The organism is Temperatibacter marinus (assembly GCF_031598375.1).
Classification (GTDB): domain Bacteria; phylum Pseudomonadota; class Alphaproteobacteria; order Sphingomonadales; family Kordiimonadaceae; genus Temperatibacter; species Temperatibacter marinus.
This window is the reverse complement of the sequence record NZ_CP123872.1, coordinates 900,573-926,904: the sequence shown is the minus strand read 5'-3', so window position 1 is coordinate 926,904 and position 26,332 is coordinate 900,573. Positions and strand designations below refer to the sequence as shown.

The following is a 26,332-nucleotide window of genomic DNA, read 5'->3' as shown; positions in this document are numbered from 1 at the left end:
AGTAAGAAATGACATCAGTTTCGATCAAAGAAGTTGCAAGGGTTGCTGGCGTGTCCATAGCCACGATTTCACGCTATTTGAATGATCCAGATGTTGTACGCCCTAAAACACGTCAAAAAGTTAAGTCAGCAATTCTGGAAACAGGATATACTCCAAATACACTGGCTCAAAGTTTCCGCCGTGGAAAAACCAATATCATAATGGTTGTTCTACAATCAGTAGGGGATCCCTTTTTCACAAATATCATGCAGGGCTTGCAACAAGCGGCAAAAGAATCGGGCTATACAGTCATGATTACTGAAGCTCAGCTTGATTTAATGCGAGACGATGAATTATTAGCTATGATGATTAGTAAGCAAGTCGATGGTATGATTTTGCTGGCAACGACCCCGCCTTTTAAAGATGATCCACAGCACCCTTCAACCCTGCCTGTGGTGGTTGGCTGTGAAGCAGTGTCTATAGATCAATTTGACTTTCCGAGTGTGCATATTGATAACAAGGCAGCCGCTGAAGAAGCCACGGCTTTCCTAATCTCTCAAGGGCATTCTAAAATCTCATTTATGAGTGGATCGCCCGTGTCTTTACTCACTGCTGATCGAGAGACCGGTTACCAACAGGCACTTGAAAAGGCTGGATTGCCTCATTGCGAAAACTATGTTGTCTCTGGGGACATGACCATTGAGGGAGCAAGAAAAGCAACCCAAGACTTGCTTTCATTAGCCGAGCCTCCCACGGCTATTTTCTGTGCGAATGATGAAATGGCTTTAGCGGCAATTTCAACCATAAAGGCACATGGATTAAAAGTACCAGAAGATATTTCTGTTATGGGATTTGATGACAACCGCTATGCTGAAATTTGTGATCCTCCGCTGACAACAATCTATCAGCCAAAAGCAGAAATTGGTCGACAATCTTTTAGGACGTTAAAAGCATTGATTGATGGTCAACCGGATGTTCAAAAAATGAATGTGGTTCCCCATCAATTGGTTGTCAGGCAGTCTGTAAAAAAGCATTGATGCGAGGGTATGATGGAAAATGGAAAAGAGTTGCGAAGAGTTATGTAAGCGTTTACATAGTATATATACTAGGAATTTTTGGAGTGTAACTTCAGTGAAAATTCTTCTTGGGTAACCAATTGAAGAAGAAAATAGAGGGAAGAGGGATTATGACAACTTGGGCACGTACAGCCTTACTCTATGCGATTTTTGTATCGCTGGGTGGATTCGTATTTGGGTATGACGCATCAGTGATTGCAGGTGTTGTTGGCTTCGTTAAACAAGAGTTTGCACTGAATGATTATCAACTGGGATTAGTTGTTTCTGCCCCTACTTTCACAGCGACACTGGCAGCATTAACCGTCACACCTCTCGCGGATCGTTTTGGTCGAAAAAACATCTTGATGATGTTAGCCTTTCTCTATCTCCTCTCTGCAATTTATTCAGCATTTGCCCCTGACTATATCAATCTTGTGATTGCTAGGATGATTGGGGGGTATGCGTTTGGATCTCTGATGCTTGCGCCTGTTTTTATCGCTGAAACGTCGCCCTCTGATAAGCGGGGGTTGATGGTATCCGTTAATCAACTCAATATCGTTGTGGGGCTATCAGCAGCTTATTTTGTGAACTATTTCCTATTGAATGCAGCAGATTCTGGTGAGGCTTGGGCCTCAGCTCTCTATATTGATAGTCATACCTGGCGGGTAATGCTTTTCATCGAATCTATCCCTGCGGCGCTCTGGTTTCTGTTGCTGTTTTTGATCCCTGAAAGTCCCCGCTGGCTTGTGAAAAAAGGGCGTGAACAGCAAGCAAAATCTGTGTTGCACAAAATCGTAGATCCAGCCCGTATCGAGACTTCCTACCAACGAATTGTTGACAATTTACAAGATACGCAAGAAAGCCTCAAGGATAACTTAAAAGGCCTATTTGCTTCGAAAATGCGGTTCATTTTACTCATTGGTGTTTTGTTGGCGGTTGTGCAACAGGCAACAGGGATTAATGCGGTCTTTTTCTATGCCCCGACAATTTTTGAACAGTCGGGTGTGGGGACAGATGCTGCTTTTATTCAAGCGGTATATGTGGGCCTCATTAATGTGGTTTTCACTGTCATTGCTATGCTTTTGATTGATCGACTGGGACGCAAACCCTTGATGGTTATCGGGTTGGCTGGTGTGATGATCAGTTTGTTGACCACGGCCTATGGCTTCTCAAAAGCGACATTTACCCTAGAGCAAGAAGATGTACTAGCACTATCGGATCGTCATCAAATACCTGCGATTTATACATTAACTGGGAAAAAATTCGACAGTGATGTGACTTTTAAAGAGGCGGTTATTGCTGTCATTGGGGATGATAAGATGCGGTCGACAGAATCTGATATCATGAACAGAGCAATCACGATTAATGCACAGCTTGTTCTCATTGGTATTCTTGGATTTGTGGCCTCCTTTGCCATCTCTCTTGGGCCTGTCATGTGGGTCATGCTTTCAGAGATTTTCCCGAATAATTTGCGTGCTGTGGCCATGGCCTTCACTGGTGTATTCAATAGTGGGACCAGCTTTCTTGTGCAATTCCTTTTTCCAAAAGGATTGAGTACTTTTGGGGCAGCAACCATGTTTTCCGTTTATGGGGCTTTTGCTATTTTAGGCCTTCTTTTAGTGATTAAATATTTACCGGAAACAAAAGGTAAGTCTCTCGAAGAACTTGAGGACGCGCTCGTTAATAATAGGTCGTAAGATGAAAAAAACGGTCATTAATTGGGGTGTCATTGGCACAGGCATTATCAGTACAAGCTTTGCAAAGGATTGTGCTTTTGTCCCTAATGCTAAGCTACATTCCGTCATTTCACGGAAAAAAGAAAACGCTCATAGTTTTGCTGCTCAATACGGCATATCTCATGTGCACACAGACTTGGATCAGATGCTTAGGGATCCTGAGTTGGATGCTGTTTATATTGGCACACCTCATCCTCATCATTTCGGGGCGGCACGCGCTGCAATGAAGGCTGGAAAAGCGGTTCTTTGTGAAAAACCCCTGACTGTCACAGCGGAAGAAACCAGTAAGCTCATAGCCATACAAAAAGAAACGGGCGTCTATCTCATGGAAGCCATGTGGACCTATTTTTTACCAGCTATTCAAAAGGCGAAAGAGTGGGTAGATTCAGGCCGCATTGGTGATGTTGTGGCCATCAAGGGAGACTTTGGCTATCCTCAAATATATGATCCAAAGTCGCGGACCTATAATCCTGATCTTGCGGGGGGGGCTTTGCTTGATATGGGGATCTATCCCGTGGCCTTTGCTTATTTATTTTCCGGTGGCCGCACACCCAAGAGGCTGATGACTTCAGCCCGCTTTGCACCCAATGGTATAGACGATGACATCACGACGATCTTTGAATATGATCAGAAGATGACGGCGACGCTTGGTACGTCTTTTCGCGCGCGCTTGAAAAACATGGGCGTCATCATAGGGACCAAAGGACATATTGAAATTCCAGATTTTTTCCGGGCATCTCAGTGTGCTTATTATGAGCTTGATGATTGTCTTGAGACATTCTGTGATCACAGAAAAAGCATTGGGCTTTCATTCGAGACAGAGGCGATGTGTCAAGATTTGTTGAAAGGGAGGCTAGAATCTCGGGTGGTCCCTCTAAAAGCCTCTCAGGCTTTTGCGGACCATATGGAGATGATCCGCAAAAGTTGGTAACTTTATTATAAGTTATTAATGAGCACTTTCCCATTAATCATAACAAATTTAACATTTCGAATGTCTTTTATAGTGTTAAGCGGGTTGCCATCAATGACAATAATATCCGCTAATTTATCCTTCTCGATGGTGCCTAAACTTTTACTTTTACCAAGCAGGGCAGCGCCGTTCACAGTGGCCATCTGAAGAGCCTCTGCATTGGAAATGCCGTCAATTTCTGAAAGTCGTTCTATTTCGCGGTAATTTTTCCCGTTAGGCACCACACCTGCGTCACTGCCAGTGGCGATCAAAACGCCCATTGCGTGGGCTTTTTCGATACGAGAATTAATAGCCTCTCCCATCATTTTGTCGATATGCGTTTGCTTTTCCTTATCAAAAGTCTTCTTCTTCTTACTTTTTTCTAGGAAGTCTTGAACAGCAACAGTTGGGACATAGAAAACCTTTTCTTTTTTCATACGCCGCATTGCTTTTTCGTCAAGAAATGTACCATGTTCGATAGATTTCACACCGCGGTCTAAGACATAGTGAGCGCTGGCTGTTGGATGCGAATGAGCGGCAACAGGAATACGATATTTCTTTGCCGTTTCAACGATGGCTTTGATTTCATCATCAAAGAAGACAGTGGGGTAATCTTCTTCAGAACATGTGTAAAACCCTGAGCAAGAGGAATAGATTTTAATCCATTTTGCGCCTTTTTGTATATTTTCGCGAGTCATCTTACGGCAGCTTTCAACCCCGTTACATCCGTTTGGCCCCACACCGATAATTTTGCCTGCATAAATGATGCGAGGCCCATCAAGGTGACCTTTTTTGATTTTCTCAAAGACTTTAAGTGTTGACCAATCTCGAAGGCCGATTTCCCGGATCGTTGTAAACCCTGCAGCAATTGTTTTCTTCGCATTGGCTGCAGCATCGAGAGCCTTAGCAACCTTATCGCCTTTTCTACCACTGATATGGACATGAACATCAATCAAGCCAGGCATGACAAAATTATCCCCTAGATTGATTATTTTTACCGTTGCTTTGTCCTCATTTACTGTTGTTACGGCACCGCTGACAACATCCACAATCTTTCCTTTGTGAATGATAATAGACTGATCTTGTACAGGATCCTCTCCAGGCACCGCCAATAGTGTTTTTGTATGAAGAATTGTATAGTGCTTTTTCTTCTCTTCTTTTTTCTGCTCTTTTTTACCTTCATCGGCCATACTTGATAAGCTCAATGTGAGGATCATCAAGAAACTAGTGATCATTTTGTGCATGAATTATCTCCCTTTTCCTTAGGATACTATGTGTTGGGAATGGCTTTAAATCAACAGTTATAATAAGGATTCACGATATTCATACTTAACAGATTGTTTTTAGTGTGATTAACTCTTTGAAGGTCAGTGGTGTAAAGAGTGCATTCCATTAGAGGACTTAGATATGATTACAAAAATAGGATCAGGACTGGATCCCGAGAAAACAACGCAAGCTTATATAGACAGCTTGGGTATTGAGGCTTTGGAAAAAGCGGCTGCCTATTCCAGTGGGAGCCACTGGCTTTTGTTTGCAGGGCTGGTGGTTTCTGCCTTTGTAACTTGGGGGATCGTGCGTCTTGGGTGGCTTGATCAACTCGAAAAGAAGTTTGGCGCCTCCTCTGCCTTAGGTATTTATTGCATAGGGGTTGTCTATACAGGCGTATCAGCCCTCCTCAGTCTTCCTTTCACAATTTATGAAAGTTGGTTTCGCGAGAGCAGCTATGGTCGGACCAGTCAGCCGCTCAGTGATTTTTTGATTCAAAATTTTACATCGACGATTCTGACAGCGCTGATAACTTCTTTATTTTTTGTTTTTCTATACGGCCTGATTAGAAAAACCGGTCGCGCTTGGTGGCTTTGGAGTGGTGGGTTGGCTGCGGCTTTTATCGCGATCATGATGGTGGTCGGCCCTGTTTATATCAGTCCTCTATTTAACGAATATAAACCTTTACCAGAAGGCGAGGTGCGTACTGAGATTGAAAAAATTGCTGATAAAGCAGGCATTCCAAAAGATAAAATCTTTGTCTATGATGGTTCTCGGCAATCAGAAAACTTTACCGCGAATGTGGCAGGAATTGGTGGATCAGCCCGTATCGCAATTTCTGATGTCGCTCTTGATAAAGCTTCATTAGATGAAGTTCTCGCCGTGACAGGACATGAGGCAGGTCATTTTGTTAGTGGCCATATATGGCGAATTATTGCCGTTATAGCGGGTTTAATGATGGCAGGATTTTTTCTTGCAGACAGGAGTTTTTCATTTTTTGCTCGTCAATTTGGGTCCACTGCCCAGTTGTCATCGCCGTCAGGTTTGCCGGTTCTCATTTTCATTGTCTCTCTCTTCAGCGTTATTGGCCAACCTGTCATGAATGGGGTCACCCGCATAGGTGAACTGGATGCTGATGTCTATTCTCTTGAAACAGTTGGGCTGCCAGACGGTCTAGCCAGTGCACTTTTGAAAACTGCTGAATACAGAGATCCTAAGGCAGGGGACTTACAAGAATTTCTATTCTTCAGTCATCCAACCGTTGAGAAACGTATCTTGAATGCAATGCGCTGGAAGGCAAAGAAAGAAAGCGCTTTGAGAAAGAATAAAGAGTGAATAATGCAGATTTTTGAGGGGGTTGTCTCAGATCGGGGGTCGAAATACGCAGTTTCTGGCAATCCCTGTACATCTGTAGAGGAAGCAAAAAAGCTGATTAAACAATTGTGCAGAAAAAAGAAATTTGCCAAAGCCACTCATCACAGTTGGGCTTTTGTTGGTCAAGAAGGTCCTGTAAAAAATGATGACGGTGAAACAGGAGCAGGTATGGTGATTGTACGGATGCTTGAACGAGAAAAGTTGAAAGATCATTTAATTATTGTCACGCGGTGGTACGGCGGTAAACATCTAGGAGGGGATCGCTTCAGGCATATTCAAACAGCCGTCAATTATTACATGGACCATGGGATATAGGAAAAAATGACTCAGTCGCTTTATGTGAATACTCTTCTTGGCGGTGGGGCGATGCAGCCATCTGAAACGGGCTTTAACTACGGTGATCCCTATGACAATCTCTATGCATTTGGAAAAATATGGGCAGGCTATGAGCAGCCAGTTATTGGTGCCTTTCACGGATTGATGTATGGACGCGTTGGCACTGCCAGGATGCAACCTTTGTTTGGGTACACTGGGACCGGTTTGGTGCAGGCAAAGGTTGCCGAAAATGGCGATTTGCTGTTAAAGTCGCGTGAAACCGGCTATTTTACAGACCTTGAAACCGGTGATATTTTGGAACACTGGTATAATCCCTATACGGAAGAAACGGTCGAGGTTTATCACTTTTATAACGATTGTCTCATTGGCCGCATAGGACCTTCCATGCCCACGCTTTTGATGGATTCTAAGGGCGGATCACCAACATTAATCAATGAGGGTACAGTCTTTCCTAATGCCAGCGATACCACACCTTTTACGCTGCCGTTCCAGCAGTACGGCGATGATTTAATGGTGAGCTGGGATTATACCCATAGTTATGAAAATCCTGTTAATCCAGAATATTGGCCCCGTGCATCTACAGGGAAAATCATTAGCCCTTCAGAGCATTTTACCTTGCAAGTAAATCGAACTGAACTTGAAGATAGAGATCTTCCGACTGTCCGTATGACGGGGGGATTTACTCGAGTGTCTCAGTGGTGGCCTTTTATGAGAATGGGCGGCACCCCTTTTGCTGACGGGGTTCTTTTTGGCCGTTGTTTTTCCCATAAAGGACTGACGGATTATGGTGACATTCCACAAAAATTATTTGCATATCTTGAAAAACATGCCCCGGAACAGCTGACTTTTCCAGATGATAGTTGGGAGCCCCGTATGGAGCGGATAGACACATGGAAGGCCTATGCGCAGGATATGGATTATGAAACTGCCCCTAATCAGAAACGCCGTCAACCCTCATTTATTGTGCCGACGGGATGTGGTCGCTCTTAAATCTCGCCCTGAGTAGGTTTAAACGCAAAAAAGGTAGAGCAGCGTGACACAGGTCGCTCCTCAATATCTTGGTCTCGCTGGTAAGGGAATGAACCAAGGGATCAGCATGCGCTTATGAATAGATTTTTAGATAGGTCTCTCTATTTCTCTCGACCTTTCTCAGCGAATTCTGTAGGGATGAGGCATGACAGAAACTCTTGAAATATTTTTAGTTACCGTTCCTGGTCTCGAGGCATCTCTTGAGAAGGAAGCTATTGAACTAGGTTATTCTGATGCTGCCGCTTCTACAGGGGGTGTGACGGTCACTGGAACGTGGATAGATGTATGGCGCTTTAACTTGATGTTACGCGGCGCAAGTCATGTGCTGGTGAGAATTGCCAGTTTCCGAGTGGTCCATTTAGCAAAATTAGACAAACAAGCTAATCGAATAGACTGGCGGGCTTTGTTGTCTTTAAGCCATCCCGTCCGTGTTGAAGCCACATGTAAGAAGTCTCGTATATATCATCACAAAGCAGCGTCCCAGCGGATTGAAGATGCAATCAAAGGGGTCGGTATTGAGATAGACCCTCAAGCAGACATTTGTATTAAAGCTCGAATACTTGATGATTTATGCACAATCAGTATCGATACAAGCGGCGACTCCCTTCATAAGAGAGGTCATAAGCAAGGGGTCAATAAAGCGCCTATGCGCGAGAATATTGCGGCGCTTCTGATTAAGGAATGTGGTTTTACAGGCGATGAACCTGTCTTAGATCCCATGTGCGGGTCAGGGACATTTGTCATTGAGGCTGCTGAAATTGCACAAGGATTACTGCCGGGCCGCTCGCGGACTTTTGCTTTCGAAAAGTTGTTAAGTTTTGACCCTGTCGCCTGGGACTCTCTGCGCTCTCAGTCACAGCCTCATGATGACACGCCGCACTTTTACGGATTTGATCGCAACGATGGCGCTATCGAATTGTCGAGAGCGAATGCAGAAAGAGCGGGCGTTGCACAGTGCACAGTTTTTGAAAAAGGAACTATCAATGCCTTGAAAGCACCAGGCGGTGCAAAGGGGCTTGTGATTATCAATCCACCGTACGGTGTTCGTTTGGGTGAGATAAAGCGCTTAGGAGCACTCTATAAGGCTATGGGGAGTACTTTAGCGAGAGAGTTTGTCGGATGGCGAATAGGGCTCATTACGAGCAGTGATTCACTCGCTCAAGCAACAGGATTGCCCTTTTCAAAAACCTTACCCTTTTCCCACGGAGGGTTGTCTGTAAAACTGTATCAGACGGAAGTGCTTGTATAGCTTAGTGTGTGAAACGCCATAAAAGCCGTAGCGCAACATATAAGATCAGCAAAGCGGTCATTTTTTGCAAAAAAGAAGCTTTGATTTTATAGAGGGTTAGACGGGACCCAATTTGCCCTCCAATCACAACAGTGGGAAATAAGAGCCAATAGGTTTCTATGAGGGGCAGTAAATTTTCGTATGCTTGTAATTTTAAACCTTGTCCAACAAGACCGGACAGAGAATTTACGAGGATAAATAGACTGCAGAGCCCCGCAATTTGCTTTGGCGATCCCCAGCGAAGAAAGTAAAGAATAGGGGCGAGGAATATACCGCCGCCAATGCCCGTAATCCCAGCCACTAATCCTAGACCAGATCCAGTGAAGAGAGGAATATAGAGACGATAAGGCCTTTCAGATTGATGTGATGCTTTTAGTTCAGGCAGTAACATTTTTAGTCCAGACAACAGCAAGGCCAAGCCTAAAAAGCCAATAAAGACATCTTCTGAAAGCGGAATTAGGCCCCCAACGAAAGCTGAAGGCACAGAGAATATGATCCAGGGAAGGCCGCGTGAAAGTGAGAGGTGGCCCTGGTTACTGAAGTGCCACACCCCCCCGCCAACGACAAGCAGGTTGCATAAAAGCGCAATAAAAGGAATTGCTTCATAGGGGGTGTTGTCAAGAAGGAGCAATGCATTATATGTCGAGCCCCCACCGAACCCAACCATGGCATACAGAAGTGCCGTTAAAAAGAAAAGTCCTATAAGACTTGCAGTGGCCATACAAATATCCAGTTCCTCGTGTCTATAGATAGATAGACCAATCTGGAAGGCCTGGAAATAGATATTATGATTTTACTTGTTTTTGAAAAATAGACACAATTTGACTGATAGAGTCACCGTCTTCTGAGAATGGTAAGAAAGCAAATGTTGCCGAATAAAAATAGTATTTCCGGGTAAGCTTTTCAACTTTTACAAAGAGAGGCTGTCTCGTTTTTTGTAAATGACTGACTACCGCTTTATACCGATAATAGACATCTAAATCCTTGATATTTGACATGTTCTGAAAAGAGTAAGAGCCAAAAAAGTCATCAACATCGGACCCAGCATAGGTGATGTGGTCGTCAAGGCTATCCTCTGTGTATTTTATGTTAACAAGAGTCATTTTGGGAAGGAGCTTTTTATGATCAGCAGGGTTGAGATCCTTCCTTTTTGGGAGGACGTCCTTGTCGAAATACCTGTTGAAGTAAGTGTAAATTTTTTGAAAAGACGAAGGCGCTTCTGAAGGGCAAATTATGCGAGGATTCCCATATAGACCTTCAAATATATTTGTTTTATCAAACATGAGCAATCTCCCTCAATAAATAATCAAATTAATAAAGTGAACATATAGTCATTATATTAAATATATATTAACCATGATTATAAATATGAATACGCTTCACATTATCTATAAATAGTGAACATATAATCACCTATAAACTGCACTATCGCAGCTTAGGGTGGAATTTCTTTCTGGGGAGACGCTTCTGAATCGAATCAAAATCTTGGAAGACTCTAGACCAATCCATGCGTTAGGAAGATTCATATCCCTAAGTTGATTGGGTAAGGAATCAGTTTACTATACCCATAGTCGTCTTTCACAGTCTATTTATTAGATTGGGATGAAGGGGCAGAGAGCACAGATAACAGGAAAAAATAAAAAATTTAAATGATCATATGTTCATTTTATTGATTTCATATTTACATCTGATATAGTGTATGGATTACAAGTGGAAAAAAGATATGTCAATTGAAATCAGAAAAGTACCAACCCAAAAAAGAGCCAAGGAAACCTTTGATCGCATTCTATCAATCGCCCTAGATCTAATCATCAAGGATGGCATGAATAGCCTGACGACGCGTAAGATAGCTGAGGCTGGTAACATTCCTGTGGGCACCGTTTATCGGTATTTCCCAAATAAGAAGGCGATTTTGACGCAGCTGTACGAAAAAAACACAGGCAGCCTAAGAGAAATTGTAAATACTGAATTGGTAAATGAAAATCATGAAAAGGACTTTAAGGATCGATTTTATCACTTAGTGAAGCGTACATTGGATCGTCATAGAGAGCAGTTACCTTTCGCGGCTCTTGAATATGTCCATGTCGTCTTCCCTGAGACTCTCGATTTAAAAATGGATCACCGAAAGAAATATAATCATACATTGTCTTTACTTATGCTTCAGCATTACCCGCATATTCCCCTGGAGAAACTGTTTGAATATGCCTCTTTTTTACAGCATGTTGGATCGGCCGCCCTGACCTATATTAGCCACCTTGACGAAGGGTATGAAGATGCTTTCATGAGAATGACAAGAGAGGGTCTTAACGCCATCATTACTGATATGGAAGCGGAACCGCTCTAAAAGGCTCGTTCTTTTTATTCTTTATCACCAATCATTAAAATAAAAAAGAAGGGTCGCTCTCAGCGACCCTTCTCTCTTCTAGGCTAAAATTACAATAGTCTAAACTATCTTAGAAATTGAATTTTATACCCACCCCATAAGTTGCTGGCTTTCCGTATACTGCGCGCGGAATGCCGAAGAAATTAACATTTCTTGACCGAATATAAGATTTGTCCAATAGATTTTGGGCAAAGGCATAAAGCTCAATATCATAGTCCTCTAGGAAATAGGATCCACGGTAGTTCACAACACCATAGCTTGGCATATAGTTTGCTGCTGTATTGTCTGCATTTGCATACGCTTCATCGTTATGTGCATAATCAAGATGGATGGTTGCACTATTACCAAAGAGCTCAAAGCTATAATCAGCTGCTAAATAATAGTTAAACTCTGGGGCATACGGTAACTTATTTCCGTCATAGTGAACGCCAATTCCTCCAGCATCTCTAAAGCTATCAAATTTTGCATCGATAAGTGCAACGCTGGCTGTGAGGGTTAGGTTTTCAGTGGCCACATAGGTAATATCGGTCTCAATCCCTTTTGACGTCACTGTTCCAGCGTTATCAAAGATCAAAGTTGTTGATCCTTCAGATTGTTGGAACTGAAAGACCTGGAAGTCATCATATTTGGTTTGGAAAGCAGCGATGTTTAACCGCATACGTTTATTCATCAGTTCAGACTTGAAACCCAATTCAATATTGGTTGCTTTTTCTTTTGAAAACTCAAATTTTTGAATAGCGATAGCATTCAAGAAATCGGCATTCCAGCCCCCTGATTTATATGCGACAGACCAGTTTCCGTACACCATAATAGAATCATTCACATAATAATTCAGACCAACACGAGGAGAGAAATTACTCTCGCTGCGTTCTACATCACGGGTCGTTGTCACAAAGAAAGCGCCGAATGGGTCTGAGCTTGAATAAAGAAGGGCTTTATCTTCCGAGGTATAGCGGGCCCCGAGATTAAGCTCTAGCTGATCTGTAAAGCGGTAATTGCCGTTGAAGAAGGCAGAATAAGACTGGGTATTGCCGTCTGTATCCAGTGCAATATGATCAATAGCCCCTAAATGTGTAAAGTTTACAGTTGCACGCGCCGCGCCTTGTACATCACTATTAAAATAATATAGACCTGCAACGAAGTCATATTTTTCTTCTTTCGGCGATGCAACGCGCGCCTCGAGTGTGGTCTGTTGATTGTTTTCAGCAAACCCTGATGTCGCGAGATGAACAGGTAGGTAATCCTCTTCATTCAAATCTTGCGTTTCAGAATCTCTATAAGAAGCAATCATTGTAAAAATATAATCATTGTCAAAGGTGTAATTTGCTGTAAGAGAGCTTCCCCATAATTCTCTTCTGTCAAATTCTTCGGCATCGTGATTGACAACATAAGGTGTGTTCACTTCATTTGTCGGACGAGTAATCCCAACAACGCTGGCTAAAAAGACTGCTGTTGGATTGGTAATAAAACCGAGAGCTTCTGCGTTAGTAGCTGGTTTGTCTTCTGTTGTATAATCAAAGGATAGATCAATATCGAGCTTTTCCGTTGGCGAGAAGGCAACCTTCGCACGGGTAGAGAAAATATCATCCCCATTGATGGTGCTATCGGTGAATTTATTCTTGATATACCCATCGCTATTTCTATAGGCCGCAGTAATTGAGAGAGCTGCAGAGTCTGATAGAGGCATTGAATATCGTGCCTTGGCATCTAAAGTTCCGTAATTACCATATGAAACATCAACGGTACCAACTGTTTCATCATAGACAGGTCTTGTTGTGGTGATGTTGATCGCTCCAGATACAGTGTTTTTACCAAATAAAGTCCCTTGTGGACCCCGTAAAATCTCGACTCGTTCAACATCGAAGAGCGCTTGATTTGCCCCGGCGGCACGACCCATGTAAACGCCGTCAACATATACACCTGCACGGGCATCCATACCGGCATTTCTAGCCCAGTCACCTACACCGCGAATTGTAATCTCGCCGCGATTACTGCGTTCTGCGCGCCCAAAATTCATGCTAGGGCTGGCGTTCTCTAGGCTTTTCAAATCAGAGGCACCAAATTTTTCAATCATGCTCGCAGTCATTGTTTTTACAGCAATAGGTACTGTTTGCTGTGATTCGGCGCGTTTCGTCGCTGTAATTACAATTTCCTCCAAAAGGAAATCATCGTCATCATCTTGAGCGACAACCTGTGAGTGCGGTAGGACCGTGCTGATTACTAATAATGAAAGGCTGGCAAGAAAAATGGCCTTGTGGTCATTCTCTTTGTGCTTAGTTTCGTACGTCATGGCTCTACTCCCTTTGCATGAACATGAACATTATATCATCATATGAACAAAAACGAAAGATACACTGTGAATTTTCCATATTTCGGATTAATTCGTAATATAATTCTCATTTTACTATTTTTGTGAAACAAAATACTACTATTATATATATAATCTGTAATATTTTATTAATACAAAAATTTTATGCCTGTATGACTTACCTATAAAATAGGGTCAAATGCTTAACAAAAAGTATACAAACTGAACAAATATTCATATATTAAGATCTAAGAGAGGTCAATCCCTATAAATTGGTATTATTTTGCGGTTAATATTATTTTGGACAAAATTTGCGCAGGCAGAAAAATTGCGTGCCCAGCCGGGCACAACAAGATCACTGTTGCTAAATTGATGTTGACTAAATTCAGGTGTCGTTAGAAAGGGATGTCAATGCCAAGGGACTGATCACTGCACTGCCTATAGAGATACTCTGCAAAGACTAAATCTTCAACAGCGAACCCCAGGCTTCGGAAGGCCGTAACATCCAACGGGTTTTGCCGCCCTTCACGAATTCCTAGGAGAATATCACTGATACTGCCTTTTATAAGAGCTTCAGCGTTACCATACTTTTTTTGATACTGATTGACTTCGCCGGCCTCGGCCATAAGGGAAGGCACATAGTCCGAATAATAGTGAGTGCGTTTCAGGATAGAGGCTTCTACTTCCATTTTAGAAGGCACACTGGCTCCTACGATGTTGATGTGCTGCCCGTCCTTGAGCCAGTCAGTTTTAACAACAGGAGTAGGCGAGGATGTTACTGTGCAAATGACATCAGATTTCTCACAGAGATCCTGGGCATTTTCTGCGGCTACAGCAAGGCGCCTAAGAACTTCTGGCAATGTATTAATAAAGGCTTCCGCCTTTTTCTTAGAACGGCCTGCAATATAGATTGCGTCAAAATCTCGAAGGGGCATGTGTGCATGGATATGAGACAGGGCTTGCTCTCCTGTTCCAATAATTCCTAATTTTGACACAGAGGAAGTGGCAAGAAGATCTGTTGCAAATGCCGACGCTGCGGCTGTTCGGATTGCGGTTAGGCGGGCTGTATCTAATAGAGCATTGACCACGCCTGTCTCGCCGTCAAATAACAGCATTGCTCCCATATGACTGGAGAAACCCTTCTGTGGGTTGTCTGGAAAGATATTCACAAGTTTAATACCAAAATGATTTCCAGCACTAGACCATCCTGGCATCATACCCATAAGAGATTCATTACCTTTGAGCATCATTTTATGACGCAGAGGATTAATATGTTTGTCTGTGTCCCCTGCAATTAGAAAAGCGTCTCGGATGAGAGATTGCTGAATTGGAGAAGGAAGCAAGGAAGAAATTGTTTCGGCATTGATGACGATCATCGGGAAATCCTTTTGATATTTTGATCGGCGTTTTAGGTATGCTTTTGTCTTAAGCGGATATAAATTGAAGCACTAACCAGCATCCATACCCCGTACAATGTAGGCATGATCGCTAGACTTACATCCTCTAAAATTGCAAGAATTAGCACAGTGGCCATCGTGGCGTTTTGAACCCCAATCTCGATACCAATTGTTGTGATTTGTTTTGGTCCTAACTGTGCTTTAATGGCAATAAAAGTACCTAGCCCAAGAGCTAAAACATTCATCATAAGAATTGCAAATCCTGCAGTTTCAATATTGGAAAGGACACGATCCTTCGAAACATAAGTGCTATAAATAATGATCAATATTAAAATAATCATTGAGGTAGGACGTAACCATACAACAAGGCGATCAGCAAGAGTGCCAGCAAGTTGTTTGATCAGCATTCCAGTTACCACGGGTAGGATTGTGAGCAGAAAAATCTTTTTCATCGTCTTTATAAAAGACATGTCAGGTGCAGCACCTTGATTATAAAAATACCATAAGGCAAAACTAGCAAGGAGCGGTGTCGTAAAGACGGTTACAAAACTTGATATGGTTGTCATGGATACAGACAATGCGACATCGGACCGTGCGGCAAACACCAGCGCATTTGAAGTGATGCCGCCGGGGCATGCGGCCAAAATCATTAAACCTGTGGCTAAAGGCGGGGGCAATTGGAACAGAAGGCAGATTGCAAAAGCAAGAGCCGGGAGTAAGAAAAATTGGCCTGCCAGCCCAATGAATGCTGCTTTTGGGGACAGGGCAATATTCTTAAAGTCCTGAACAGTCAGGGACATGCCAAGACTAAGCATGATCAGCATTAGACCAAAAGGGATAAGCTGTGTATTTACGAATAAAATGTTTGCTTCAGACATGGCTGTAGTCTCGCTTTAGCTATTTATGAATTCACTATATTGATATCCGATAAAAAGTCAGGTGCATTTTTATCTATTTCAACTAAGCGTTCATAAGCAGGTCTGTCTTTAATGCGTGAAAGCCAGTCTTTTGTTTGGGGCTTGAAGGTTTCACCGAGTCCAAGAGCTTGTTCTCCCAAGCTTAATCCAAGACTAACGCAGATGTCTGCAATTGTGAAACTGTCACCTACAAGGTAGTTATGCGACTCTAGGCGGCTATTCACATGCTTTAGCCTTGAGAAAAACCATTGAATGTAATCATCTTTTGCCTGTTGAAGGCGTCTTCCCTCAGGCTCCATATAGGTATAACGCAGCGCAATAGCTATCGGGAAAGTATAGGTCGTATCACTCCGGTAGAGCCAGTCTAAAAATGCGGGATACTCAGAGCTTTGATGTGTTGGCGCCAGTGTTGTAGGGCTATGCTTTTCACATAAATAATGCGCAATAGCACTGGATTCAGTCATAAGAGTATCCCCAATGAAAAAGGCGGGGACAGTGCCAAGAGGGTTGATGTCAAGATAGTCCTTGTAACGTAGTCGCGGAGGAAAAGGGATTTGATGGAGGGTATAATCAAGGCCTAATTCTTCTAAAGTCCAAAGAACACGTTGGGAACGACTGTTTTTGCAATGATATAATGTATAGTCAGCCATTTTTACTCTCATTTTATTATAAATACTGAAAATTATTCACCTTAAATATACACAATACCCCTATTCATACAATAACTTAAATCATGTGTATTGGGATTTTGTAAATTAATTATATTGAATATGAACAAATGTTCATATATTAAGAGGGTACTTTAGGTGGGGGTAGCCGAGTTGATTTCTCTTTTTTGATTGTTAGGAGGGTAAGATGAATCAGACGACAACATTATATGAACTCTTTAGGAACCAAGCGTCACAGCAAGGCGACAAGATAGCTATGACCTATCACAAAGCCGCATATTTAGGCGCCTTTCCAAATGAGATTAGTTATCAGGTATATTTTAAGGTCATCAACCAGACGATGAATTTGTTCAAAAGTGTGACAGAGAAGAAAAAACCAGTCGTTGCGACATTGTTGCCACTTTTGCCTCAAAGTCAATTTATCATGTGGGGCGCCGCCAGTAGCGGGATAATTTTACCGCTCAATCCTCTGTTAAGTGTGGAAGCTTTGTCCGGTCTGTTAGCTCACTCTAAGGCTGATATTGTTTGTGTATTTGCGTCCTCTGAAGAGGACCCTATGTATGAAAAAATTGCGGCTCTTAAAGCTGAACACCCAGAACTTGTCTTTTTGTCTGTTGGTAAGGAATTAACGTCTCTTGATGGGCACTATGATAAGTTGGTTTCAGAATGCGTAGACACAGAGTTGACAGCAGAAGAAAGACCAGCCCCGTCCGATATATGTGCTTATTTTCATACGGGAGGGACAACCGGATTGCCAAAAATTGCTCAGCAAACCCATGCGTCAAATATTGCCTTAATAAATATGTATCACGATCGCTTACCAAATTTGGATCAAAAAACTACAATGAATGGACTGCCGCTCTTTCATGTGGGCGGTGCCACTTTGAATAATTTATGCGCCTATGGTGTCGGGGGTCATGTTATTACACCGCACCCTCTTGGTTATAGAGACCCGGAGACCATACAAAACCTCTGGCACATTATTGATCACTATAAAATTAATACGCTGGTGGCTATTCCTACCTCTCTTGGATCACTCTGTCAGGTGGATGTTGGAGATGCTGATATTTCGTCTCTTGAATATTTTCTCACTGGGGGGGCTGTAGTACCAGAAGCTGTTTCTTCTGCTCTTTATGATAAAACTGGTGTGGCCGTTTATGAAATATACGGTATGACAGAGACATGTGGGGGGCTTGCCATAGCTGATGTGACAAAAGCCCCTATACCCCGGAGTGCAGGCAAACCTCTTGCAGGCTCAAAGATTAGAATTGGCGAAGGTACAGAACCTGTTGGATCTATTGGGGAGATTTTCTTTAAGGGCCCTAATCTTTTCAAAGGGTATCTTGGTAAAGAAGATCAGTCTTTTGAAGAGGATGGTTGGTTGAGAACTGGTGATCTAGGGTGTTATGACGAGGAAGGCCATATTTATCTGAAAGGTCGCGCCAAAGATTTGATCATTCGATCAGGTCACAATATTGATCCAGTACTGATTGAAGCCTGTTTAGAAAAACACCCGTCAGTGGCCATGGCAGCCGCGGTAGGTATTCCGGACCATTATGCAGGTGAATTACCGATTGCCTATATAGAAATTGCAGATGAGGCAGAAGCTGACCTTGAAAGCATCAAGGCCTTTGCTAGGCAGACAATTCCTGATAGGCCTGCTTTACCGAAAGAGATTATCATTTTGGAGGAATTACCAAAGACTGCTGTTGGCAAGATTTATAAGCCAGAACTGCGTCGTATGGCGACCATGACTATGATCGAAAAACATTTCACACAAAAGAGGTTGATAGAGTATGTCTTACTCAAATCGTCCCTGACGAAAGCAGGGCTGATTGATCTTGCTGTGATTGTTTATGATCCCGAGAAGCTAGAGGTGTGTCAATCTTTGAGCCGTGAGCTTTGTGATCTCTATAAGTTGGAAATAGATGTTCAGCAACAGTCATAAAACAAAAAAGCCAGTCTTATGACTGGCTTTTTCAAGAGTTAAAATCTGATATGATCTAGTCTGTATCTAGGGCATCTTCAATTTTTGATGCAAGACCGGCAAAATGTATGCTGGTCATAGAGCCTTTATTCTTTGCAGCTGCTTTGGCTAAGCCTTTTTGTAGAGAAACCAGCGTAGCACGACATAAAGAACGATAATCCTCACTGACAGGACGCGATGGGTTTCGCCATCCACCGCGGGTTCTCTTTACATCCATGCCTTTGATCAACGTATTGACCATTTCAGCTTGGATAAGACGGCGGTAAGGGCTCACATCAGGTTTTCTATCCGACAATTCTTCAAAAAGTGCATCGCTCATATCTGCAAAAATCTCTACAGGCTGATATGTCTCTAGACCTGCTGCGTTAAAGCTAAAGAGGCGATCAATCCGATCTGCTGATAGAATGCTATTGATAGGGCGTGTACCAAATCTGCTGACGGTACTCATTAAAGTGTCATAGCCAACACGTTTCAGCACGTCTTTATTTTGCCAGAAACTTGGAAGCTTGAAGGCATGATCCGCTAGGAACTCGAGAGCTTTTTTCTGCCGTGTTACATCGTATGATGCATAGACATCAGCATCACTGTGTCCTTGAGCCAATTCATTGCGGTACACAGCTGAACCAACAAGTTTTGCGACGTGACCGAGTTCTCGGTTATACTGACTAGCAAGAGCACGGTATGCGACCTTGACCTCGTCATATGTCATTCCGTCTTCGTAGCTGGCTGCACTCACAAGAGTATCCATAATCCGTCTCAGATTCTTCTGACCCAGACGTGTTGCTTCAATAGCATCATTTGAGATGTCTTCGGTTTGAATGCGAGGATCATAGCGTGACCCTGCTGAATAAGCATCCCAACGCAGCGCTTTATTGGTTAATTGACGATCAGCAATTTTATTCAGGTGAGAAATTTCTTCCTCAGCTGATAACTCACCAGGAAACTCTGTATATCCCCACTCGATGGCAAATTTATCATAAGGACCGGCAACATAATCAATCGGTGATGTCCCATCTTCTGGCTGCATAACATAGTTAAAGCGGGCATAATCCATGATTGAAGACGCCACGCCATTTTTAGCAACAAAGGAAGGATCTCGGAGCTGTTCAATAGTATACGCATTGGATCCCAGCATATTATGATGAAGGCCAATTGAGTGACCCACTTCATGTGCGACAACAAAACGAACCAAGTCAGACATCACATCATCCGGCAAAGGGAGTTTTTTAGCACGTGGATCCGTCGCGCCGGCTTGAGCAAAATACCATTCTTCGATCAGTTTAATCACATTATGGTACATGCGGACATCCGCTTCGATAATTTCTCCCGTGCGGGGGTCAGCGACATGAGGCCCCTGAGCATTAGGAATGTCAGACGGAACCCAGCGTACGACCGCATAGCGCGCATCTTCGGGATCCCAGTCAGGATCCTCTGCCTTTGTTGGGGCCATTTTTGCAACGATTGCATTTTTAAAGCCAGCTTGTTCAAAAGCTACCTGCCAAAATTCGATCCCCTCTTTTGTGGCTTCCACATATTTTTTTGGCGTGCCAGGGTCGATATACCAGACGATAGGTTTCACAGGTTCTGATAGCTCAGCAGAGGGGTCTTTTTTAACGAGACGCCATCTTTTGATAAACCGCTTTGTTTCAACCTTATTCTTCTTACCGCTAAAGTCAGAATATTGGGCATCAAAATAGCCAACACGATGATTATAATAGCGCGGTTTCATAAGAGTATCAGGTAAGGCGAAAATAGAATGACGAACTTCTGCTGTTACATCTGATGCCGGTGTCGGACGGGATCCAGGAATTGGACGCGCAGGTCTGCGGCTAAATTTTCCAAGGACACGGGCTTCAATATTTCTCTCAAAAGCTTTGACATTTTTGATGACAGCAGATTTGCGATCCATCTTGCCGTTGCGCATGCCTTCTAAGCCTTTAACACCCCCCATAAAGATGGATGTAACATCAATGACTGGGGTTTTATTCTCCCCAAAGGTCACGATTTTAAACTTGGCAAGGATAGCATCAAGGTCTGAGGCATTCACAACATATGTTTCAGGCGCCCCGTCTTTAGAGATGACACTATAGTCTCTCGCGCGAAGAATGAGATCATCTTTGATGCGCTCAAAATAGATATACTGACGGGAACTATCCGTACTAATTGTACCTTTTTTGGTTTGAATGCCAGCAATTTTAACCTGCCAGACAAATTCACGGCCAAACTGTTTTTTCGGGATTTCAAAATATACCTTTGCATCGATGTGGTGTGTCGTGAACACCCCTTTTTTTGTGATCGCTTTCTTGGTGATAACATCCGTATATTTTTTAAATTTCGGCTTTTTCTTTTTAGCCTTCTTTTTATCAGTCTTTTTATCGGCGGCTTTTTTACCGTCGGTCTTCTTAGCCGATTTTTTTTCTTTTTTAGGCACTTCTTTCTTAGGCTCTGGCTTTTTAGGCGCAGGTTTTTGTGGTTCCGGTTTATCCTGAATGACGACATCCGCTTCAGCATAAGGCGCAGCAAGCACCAATAGACTGGCTGTACAAACCAGTTTGACCAAATTTTTCATGAAACTATCTCCCAGTTGGCTTCTGGGGCACAACTTAGTCCGATTCAATGAGGCTGACCAGACTAATTATTTATGGTAAACTTAAGTTTAGACATAACTATACCTTCCCCTGCTTTTGCTTGTCAGTTGTTCCGAGCAAATATCGAAGATCTTCGATGATAACACAGACGGCTGGAGTTACAACAATGACTAAAAAGCCAGAGATAAGGATGCCAAAGCCTAAACTGACAGCCATCGGCAGTAGAAATTGCGCTTGAGGGCTGGTTTCAAATAAGAGGGGCGCTAGCCCAAGTGCTGTGGTCAAGGTTGTGAGCATCACAGGTCTAAAGCGACGAATAGCAGAAACCGCTGCCGCTTCAATGCGCTCCATTCCTTCTCTGCGGCGTTGATTATAATAATCGACGAGCACAACGGATGCATTCACAGCAACACCAGCTAAGGCCACAATTCCAAAAATTGAAGGGAAAGAAAGAGCAACATCAAGGATATAATGACCTACAATCGCGCCTGCTATCCCTAAGGGAATAGAAATTAAGATTGCCAGAGGTTGGATATAAGAACGCAGTTGGGATGCCACAAGAGCATAGATAATCACAAGGACGATTTGAAAGGCCACAAGGATGCTTTCAAGGTCTTGTGATTGTTCACGAGCAGACCCAGCTTGAGCCCATTTTAGAGAAGGAAATTCTTGGGTCAATTTTGGCATTATTGAGGTGAGCATAATGCGATTGGCCTCATTGGGCGTTGTCAGATTATCATCCACATTCGCGCGAACATTAATGACTTGCCTACCATCAATTCTAGTGATGGAGGCATAAGCGCGGCTTTCCTCAACATCCGCAATTTCGAAGAGAGGAATACTTTCTCCGTCTGGTAATCGAACGCGAAATTCAGCAAGGGATGTTGAATTACGACGGGCTTCATTTGGGTAACGCACATAAACCTTCAGTTCTTCACGGCCTCGTTGAATGCGTTGGACTTCTTCACCAAGATAGGCTTGACGCACCTGCTGTGCCAAATCGCGGTTTTTAAGACCGGCTGCTAATCCTTTTTGGTTCAATTTGAAGACCAGCTGTTTCTTGCCAAGATCATACGTGTCCTCTATTTCAAAAGCACCATCAATTTTAGCAATTTCTTTCCTGATTTTTGAGACTGCCTGTTCAAGCTTAAGAGGATCAACATGAGAAATTTCAAAATCAATATCATTACCAAAATCAGCAACTGATGCTGCAAGTTTAACTTTTTCTGCACCAGCAATGGTCCCAATTTCTGCGCGCCAGAGAAGTTCAATCTCTTTCGCAGACATTTGTCTGATCCCAAAAGGCATCAGTTCGATTTGCACTTGGCCAAGATGACTGGCAGTTGAAAAAGTTTTTGTAGAAGCAGGTCCATGGCCTCCCCCAGAAGATGTGCGCCCTCCTGCTGTTATAGCAATAGATTTGAAAATGATTTCGCCTCTTTCCTTTTCAACCGTTTCAGCCACCTTATAGGCCGCTGCTTCTATTTTTTGCATGGCTTTATATGTTTTACTGAACGGCGTGCCTTTATACATTTCTACGGAACCAGAAATATTATTGCCTTCTATTTCAGGAAAAAAGACGAATTTGACCGCACCATTTGCAACTAGCATGATGCTAAATATAAAAAAGACTAGCGAGATACCAAAGGTCGCATATCTATAGTCAACGGCTTTCATGACCCATCGTTTCAAAGCGGTTTCTTTGAAGCGTTCAATATAGCCTGAAAACTTAGATTGAATCGATTTAATTGGGCCTTTCGACCAAGAGCCAGAGTGGCTCAGATGTGAAGGCAAGATGAAGAAAGCTTCAAACAGAGATACAATTAAAACACTGATTACCACAATAGGAATAGATCGTGCTATATCTCCGAAAGTTCCCCCCGTAGCTAGAAGGGGAGAAAAGGCAGCAATTGTTGTGAGAACACCAACAAACACTGGTCCTTTGACACCGCCTACGCCGGCAATAGCAGCATCTGTGTCACTGAGACCTTTTGCGCGTTGTGCATCAACATTTTCTCCAATGACAACAGCATCATCGACCACAAGCCCCAGAACAATAATCATCCCAAACATAGACACCATTGTGAAGGTTACGCCGGCAAGCCCAAAAAGAACAATGCCTCCCATAAAGGCTGTGGCAATACCGACACAGACCCAATAAGCCATTTTCAAGTCCAACATGAGAACAAGAAAGCCGAAAACCAAAGCAAACCCAAAGAGGGCATTGCGCACAAGAAGATTAATGCGTTCCTTCAGCAAGAGAGTTTCGTCTTTAAATTGCATGATTTCAACGCCGCTCGGCGGGATATAGTCCTCTAAAAAACGATCCACTGCAGCTTTGACTTGAAGAACATCCTCAGCTTTAGAAAGAGAGATTTCCACAAAAACAGCAGCACGTCCATTATATGTACTGACTAACTCATCCGTGGTAAGGCCGTCTACAATGGTAGCTATATCCGCTAGTCGAATGACATTTCCACGGTCATCAGATCGCACGACAATCGACTCAAACGCCTGTCCAGATTGTCTTTTTTCATTGACGCGCAGCAAGATGCTTCCCCCCTGGGAGAGGATTTCACCGCCAGCTAAGTCAATGGAAGCGTTTTTTACGGCAGTAGCAACTTCATTAAAACTTAAGCCATATTCTCGAAGTGTTTCTTCACTGACTTCTATAGAAATTTCATAGTCCCGCGCGCCGGTTAGGCTTACCAAAGTAATGTCTGGATCAGTGAGTAAATCACGCTCAATTTTTTCAGCAGCACGCCTCAGAGTGAGTGCGTCCACATCTCCTGTCACCACAAGGGATGTGGCATTAGAAGAGGCTTCTGGAATTTTGATAACAGGCTTTTCGGCATTCTCAGGAGGAAAGGCCACTAGTTGATTGACGGCTGATTCCACATCATCTCTGGCTTTACGGCGATCTGCAAAATCATCCAATTCGATTGTGATGCTGCCTGAGTTTTCTGATGCCGTGGACCGGACACGATCAATGCCGTCCAAGCCTAATACCGCTTCCTCTACGCGCCGAGTTATACCCTCTTCGACTTCAGCAGGTGTTGCTCCAGGATAGGTTACAGAGACAGTAACAGTATTCGGATTAATCTGAGGAAAGACTTCAGAGCGAATGGCCTGCATCGACAAAAAGCCTGCAAATAAAATGACGATGGTCACAAGAGTTGAGGCCACTGGGTTTTTAATAAACCAAGCAATAAGGCCTGTTTCTTTAGCGTGGGAATGGGCGTCCATGGATCGTCCCCTTTATTGCTGTTTATTCGCAACAGTGACTGCTTGGCCAACCTGAGCATTAAAAGGAAGAACTGAGAGAACAGAGTCTGAATGCGGGAAATCAAGTACGATGAGCGTATCAGAATCTGACCCTAAAAGGGTTAAGGGGACTTGCGCTAATTTATTCTCTCTGACAACCCAGACTTTACCAAGAATTGCTTTGTCTCTAGGAATACGAACAGCAGACAATACATTTGGGCCGACCAAGCGTACTTGCAAAAATTGTCCAATTAATAGACCCCGTGGGCTTGTTGGTGAAATATAGACTGTAGCGAGGCGAGTTTTAGGATCCAAGGTGGCCTTCAATCGATCAACTAAACCTATAGAATGGCCTCCCAAATCCGTTACTACCCTACCAAGAACAGGATCAATTTGAGTGAGCTGGCGGGGTGCAGCTGAGGCCTCGATCTGTACGGCATCAAGCGCATAGACTTTTCCAACGGCAGCATTCATTGCAACGACTTGACCCACTTCCAGGCCCGTTTCAATGACTCGGCCGCTAAAGGGGGCTTTAATTTTAGTTCTGTTCAACTCAAGGTGTGCTTTTTTCTGGTTGGCGACGGCTGCATTGAGGCGTGCTGTCGCTGCTGCAATTTGCGGTTCTCGCGAACCGAGGGGTGTAATTTTTTGACCAGGAAAGAGTTTTTTCCAGTCTTCAACTGCAATTTCTGCTTTCGCGATAAGAAAATCCAAATCGCTTTTTGCAGCCTTAACGTCTGCAAGGGAAGATTCAAGTTTTAGCTCATAGTCAATCGACTCAATTTCAAAAAGAACATCCCCTTTTTGAAAAACTCCGCCATTTTTAAAAGAAGCAGAGACTTTAGATACTTTACCGCTAATTTGTGCGGCAATGTCCGTGTTCGAAGCAGCACTGACAACCGCGCTCAATGTAAGCGTCGGCGTATAGTCAGTTTTTATTGCACTAAAAGTAGAAACGGTTTTAGTTTTTGATGCCTGGGCAGGCCTCAGTCCCTCAACATATTCTTTGCTTGGTTTTAACGCTTCGGACAGAAAGAATGCAAGGAATATCACACCAATAACAATGATGAGTTGGAGGGTTCCTTTGTTTAACAATTTCATAGTGTTCTCGATATTATGATGACTATTTGAGTCTTTATAGAGCGCGAGCACGTCTTTAGATCAAATTTAATTTAGGCCATAGCTTTGAGTGCATCACTGATTTCATTGATGCCATGAGCGACATGCTCATTCTTATTTACCCATTGCCACCACCGTTGAATTTGATCCAGGTCATCTAGAATTGAATTTTCTCCAAAAATGGGCGCTATGGCAATGACGAAAAATAAATTAGGCGCGAGCGCAATATCCCCGAGGGTCAGGGCCCGCTCTTCGGGGCAACCTTGCTCCTCAAGAATACGATCAAGCTTAACGAGTTCTGTCCTAAGAGCAGAGAGCATGCCGGAAAGAGCTTTTTCATCCGGGCGATTGTTGAGCGCCAAAAAAAGCGGAAATAAAACGGGAGAGAGATAGGTATCTGCAAATCGCATTAGGACAATCATAGCGGCCTTATCCTCAGCCGATACCGGTCTGAGAGGTGTGCTGGGATAGAGGTCCTCAAGATAATTCATGATCACCCAGCTATCTTGGATGAGAGACCCATCATCTAATTCTAAAACGGGGATTTTTCCCAACGAGAATTTTTCATAAAACTCAGGTGTTCTCAATGCAAATGGCGGCGGTGCTATTTCAATATCAAGGCCTTTGATTTTTATCTGTATTCGCACCCGTGTGGCATAGGGGGATAAATTTCCGCTGTAGACTTTCAT

At 43.2% G+C, this 26,332-nt stretch carries 20 protein-coding genes; 9 read left to right on the top strand and 11 right to left on the bottom strand.

Annotated features, from left to right (window positions below; translation table 11 throughout):
- Positions 1–8: 8 nt before the first annotated feature.
- The 3 genes from QGN29_RS04190 (at position 9) to QGN29_RS04180 (ending at position 3,701) form a co-directional block, all read left to right on the top strand.
- Positions 9–1,016 (top strand): LacI family DNA-binding transcriptional regulator, encoded by a 1,008-nt coding sequence (locus QGN29_RS04190; RefSeq protein ID WP_310799425.1) that lies wholly within the window; start codon positions 9–11, stop codon positions 1,014–1,016.
- 149 nt (positions 1,017–1,165) lie between these two features.
- Complete coding sequence (locus tag QGN29_RS04185; RefSeq protein WP_310799424.1) at positions 1,166–2,731, top strand: sugar porter family MFS transporter; 1,566 nt, start codon at positions 1,166–1,168, stop codon at positions 2,729–2,731.
- A 1-nt stretch (position 2,732) separates the two neighbouring features.
- Positions 2,733–3,701: a Gfo/Idh/MocA family protein gene (locus tag QGN29_RS04180; protein ID WP_310799423.1), complete on the top strand. Its 969-nt coding sequence runs from the start codon at positions 2,733–2,735 to the stop codon at positions 3,699–3,701.
- A gap of 5 nt (positions 3,702–3,706) precedes the next feature.
- On the opposite strand, the gene QGN29_RS04175 is transcribed toward QGN29_RS04180, so the two are convergent.
- Entirely contained in the window at positions 3,707–4,963 is a 1,257-nt protein-coding gene (locus QGN29_RS04175; RefSeq protein ID WP_310799422.1) for an amidohydrolase family protein, read from the bottom strand.
- A gap of 163 nt (positions 4,964–5,126) precedes the next feature.
- Between QGN29_RS04175 and QGN29_RS04170 the strand changes: the two genes are divergently transcribed.
- From QGN29_RS04170 to QGN29_RS04155, 4 genes are all read left to right on the top strand, one after another.
- Positions 5,127–6,320 (top strand): M48 family metallopeptidase, encoded by a 1,194-nt coding sequence (locus QGN29_RS04170; protein ID WP_310799421.1) that lies wholly within the window; start codon positions 5,127–5,129, stop codon positions 6,318–6,320.
- Between the two features lie 3 nt (positions 6,321–6,323).
- Entirely contained in the window at positions 6,324–6,674 is a 351-nt protein-coding gene (locus QGN29_RS04165) for a YigZ family protein (protein WP_310799420.1), read from the top strand.
- Positions 6,675–6,680: 6 nt separating this feature from the next.
- The gene (locus QGN29_RS04160) at positions 6,681–7,685 is read left to right on the top strand and encodes a DUF1838 family protein (protein ID WP_310799419.1); all 1,005 of its coding nucleotides are present in this window, start codon (positions 6,681–6,683) and stop codon (positions 7,683–7,685) included.
- A gap of 184 nt (positions 7,686–7,869) precedes the next feature.
- Complete coding sequence (locus QGN29_RS04155; RefSeq protein ID WP_310799418.1) at positions 7,870–8,973, top strand: THUMP domain-containing class I SAM-dependent RNA methyltransferase; 1,104 nt, start codon at positions 7,870–7,872, stop codon at positions 8,971–8,973.
- Between the two features lies 1 nt (position 8,974).
- On the opposite strand, the gene QGN29_RS04150 is transcribed toward QGN29_RS04155, so the two are convergent.
- Both QGN29_RS04150 and QGN29_RS04145 read right to left on the bottom strand, forming a co-directional pair.
- Positions 8,975–9,733 carry a sulfite exporter TauE/SafE family protein gene (locus QGN29_RS04150; RefSeq protein ID WP_310799417.1) on the bottom strand — a complete coding sequence of 253 codons (759 nt, stop codon included), beginning with the start codon at positions 9,731–9,733 and terminating at the stop codon, positions 8,975–8,977.
- Positions 9,734–9,797: 64 nt separating this feature from the next.
- The gene (locus QGN29_RS04145; protein WP_310799416.1) at positions 9,798–10,295 is read right to left on the bottom strand and encodes a PAS domain-containing protein; all 498 of its coding nucleotides are present in this window, start codon (positions 10,293–10,295) and stop codon (positions 9,798–9,800) included.
- A gap of 440 nt (positions 10,296–10,735) precedes the next feature.
- On the opposite strand from QGN29_RS04145, the gene QGN29_RS04140 reads away from it, so the two are divergent.
- Positions 10,736–11,356: a TetR/AcrR family transcriptional regulator gene (locus QGN29_RS04140; RefSeq protein WP_310799415.1), complete on the top strand. Its 621-nt coding sequence runs from the start codon at positions 10,736–10,738 to the stop codon at positions 11,354–11,356.
- A gap of 109 nt (positions 11,357–11,465) precedes the next feature.
- Here QGN29_RS04140 and QGN29_RS04135 read toward each other — a convergent pair whose 3' ends face one another.
- The 4 genes from QGN29_RS04135 to QGN29_RS04120 all read right to left on the bottom strand — a co-directional run bounded on the left by QGN29_RS04135 (position 11,466) and on the right by QGN29_RS04120 (position 16,667).
- Positions 11,466–13,685, bottom strand: a complete 2,220-nt coding sequence (locus QGN29_RS04135; protein WP_310799414.1) for a TonB-dependent receptor — start codon at positions 13,683–13,685, stop codon at positions 11,466–11,468.
- Between the two features lie 413 nt (positions 13,686–14,098).
- Positions 14,099–15,079, bottom strand: a complete 981-nt coding sequence (locus tag QGN29_RS04130) for an ornithine cyclodeaminase family protein (RefSeq protein WP_310799413.1) — start codon at positions 15,077–15,079, stop codon at positions 14,099–14,101.
- Positions 15,080–15,111: 32 nt separating this feature from the next.
- Complete coding sequence (locus QGN29_RS04125; RefSeq protein ID WP_310799412.1) at positions 15,112–15,978, bottom strand: bile acid:sodium symporter family protein; 867 nt, start codon at positions 15,976–15,978, stop codon at positions 15,112–15,114.
- A 23-nt stretch (positions 15,979–16,001) separates the two neighbouring features.
- Positions 16,002–16,667, bottom strand: a complete 666-nt coding sequence (locus QGN29_RS04120; RefSeq protein WP_310799411.1) for a glutathione S-transferase family protein — start codon at positions 16,665–16,667, stop codon at positions 16,002–16,004.
- Positions 16,668–16,872: 205 nt separating this feature from the next.
- On the opposite strand from QGN29_RS04120, the gene QGN29_RS04115 reads away from it, so the two are divergent.
- Positions 16,873–18,633 (top strand): AMP-binding protein, encoded by a 1,761-nt coding sequence (locus QGN29_RS04115; protein WP_310799410.1) that lies wholly within the window; start codon positions 16,873–16,875, stop codon positions 18,631–18,633.
- A 55-nt stretch (positions 18,634–18,688) separates the two neighbouring features.
- Here QGN29_RS04115 and QGN29_RS04110 read toward each other — a convergent pair whose 3' ends face one another.
- The 4 genes from QGN29_RS04110 to QGN29_RS04095 all read right to left on the bottom strand — a co-directional run bounded on the left by QGN29_RS04110 (position 18,689) and on the right by QGN29_RS04095 (position 26,332).
- Positions 18,689–21,241, bottom strand: coding sequence for a zinc-dependent metalloprotease (locus tag QGN29_RS04110; protein WP_310799409.1), 2,553 nt, complete (start codon positions 21,239–21,241; stop codon positions 18,689–18,691).
- A gap of 97 nt (positions 21,242–21,338) precedes the next feature.
- Positions 21,339–24,506, bottom strand: coding sequence for an efflux RND transporter permease subunit (locus tag QGN29_RS04105; protein ID WP_310799408.1), 3,168 nt, complete (start codon positions 24,504–24,506; stop codon positions 21,339–21,341).
- A gap of 12 nt (positions 24,507–24,518) precedes the next feature.
- Entirely contained in the window at positions 24,519–25,625 is a 1,107-nt protein-coding gene (locus tag QGN29_RS04100) for an efflux RND transporter periplasmic adaptor subunit (RefSeq protein WP_310799407.1), read from the bottom strand.
- A 71-nt stretch (positions 25,626–25,696) separates the two neighbouring features.
- The gene (locus QGN29_RS04095; RefSeq protein ID WP_310799406.1) at positions 25,697–26,332 is read right to left on the bottom strand and encodes a glutathione S-transferase family protein; all 636 of its coding nucleotides are present in this window, start codon (positions 26,330–26,332) and stop codon (positions 25,697–25,699) included.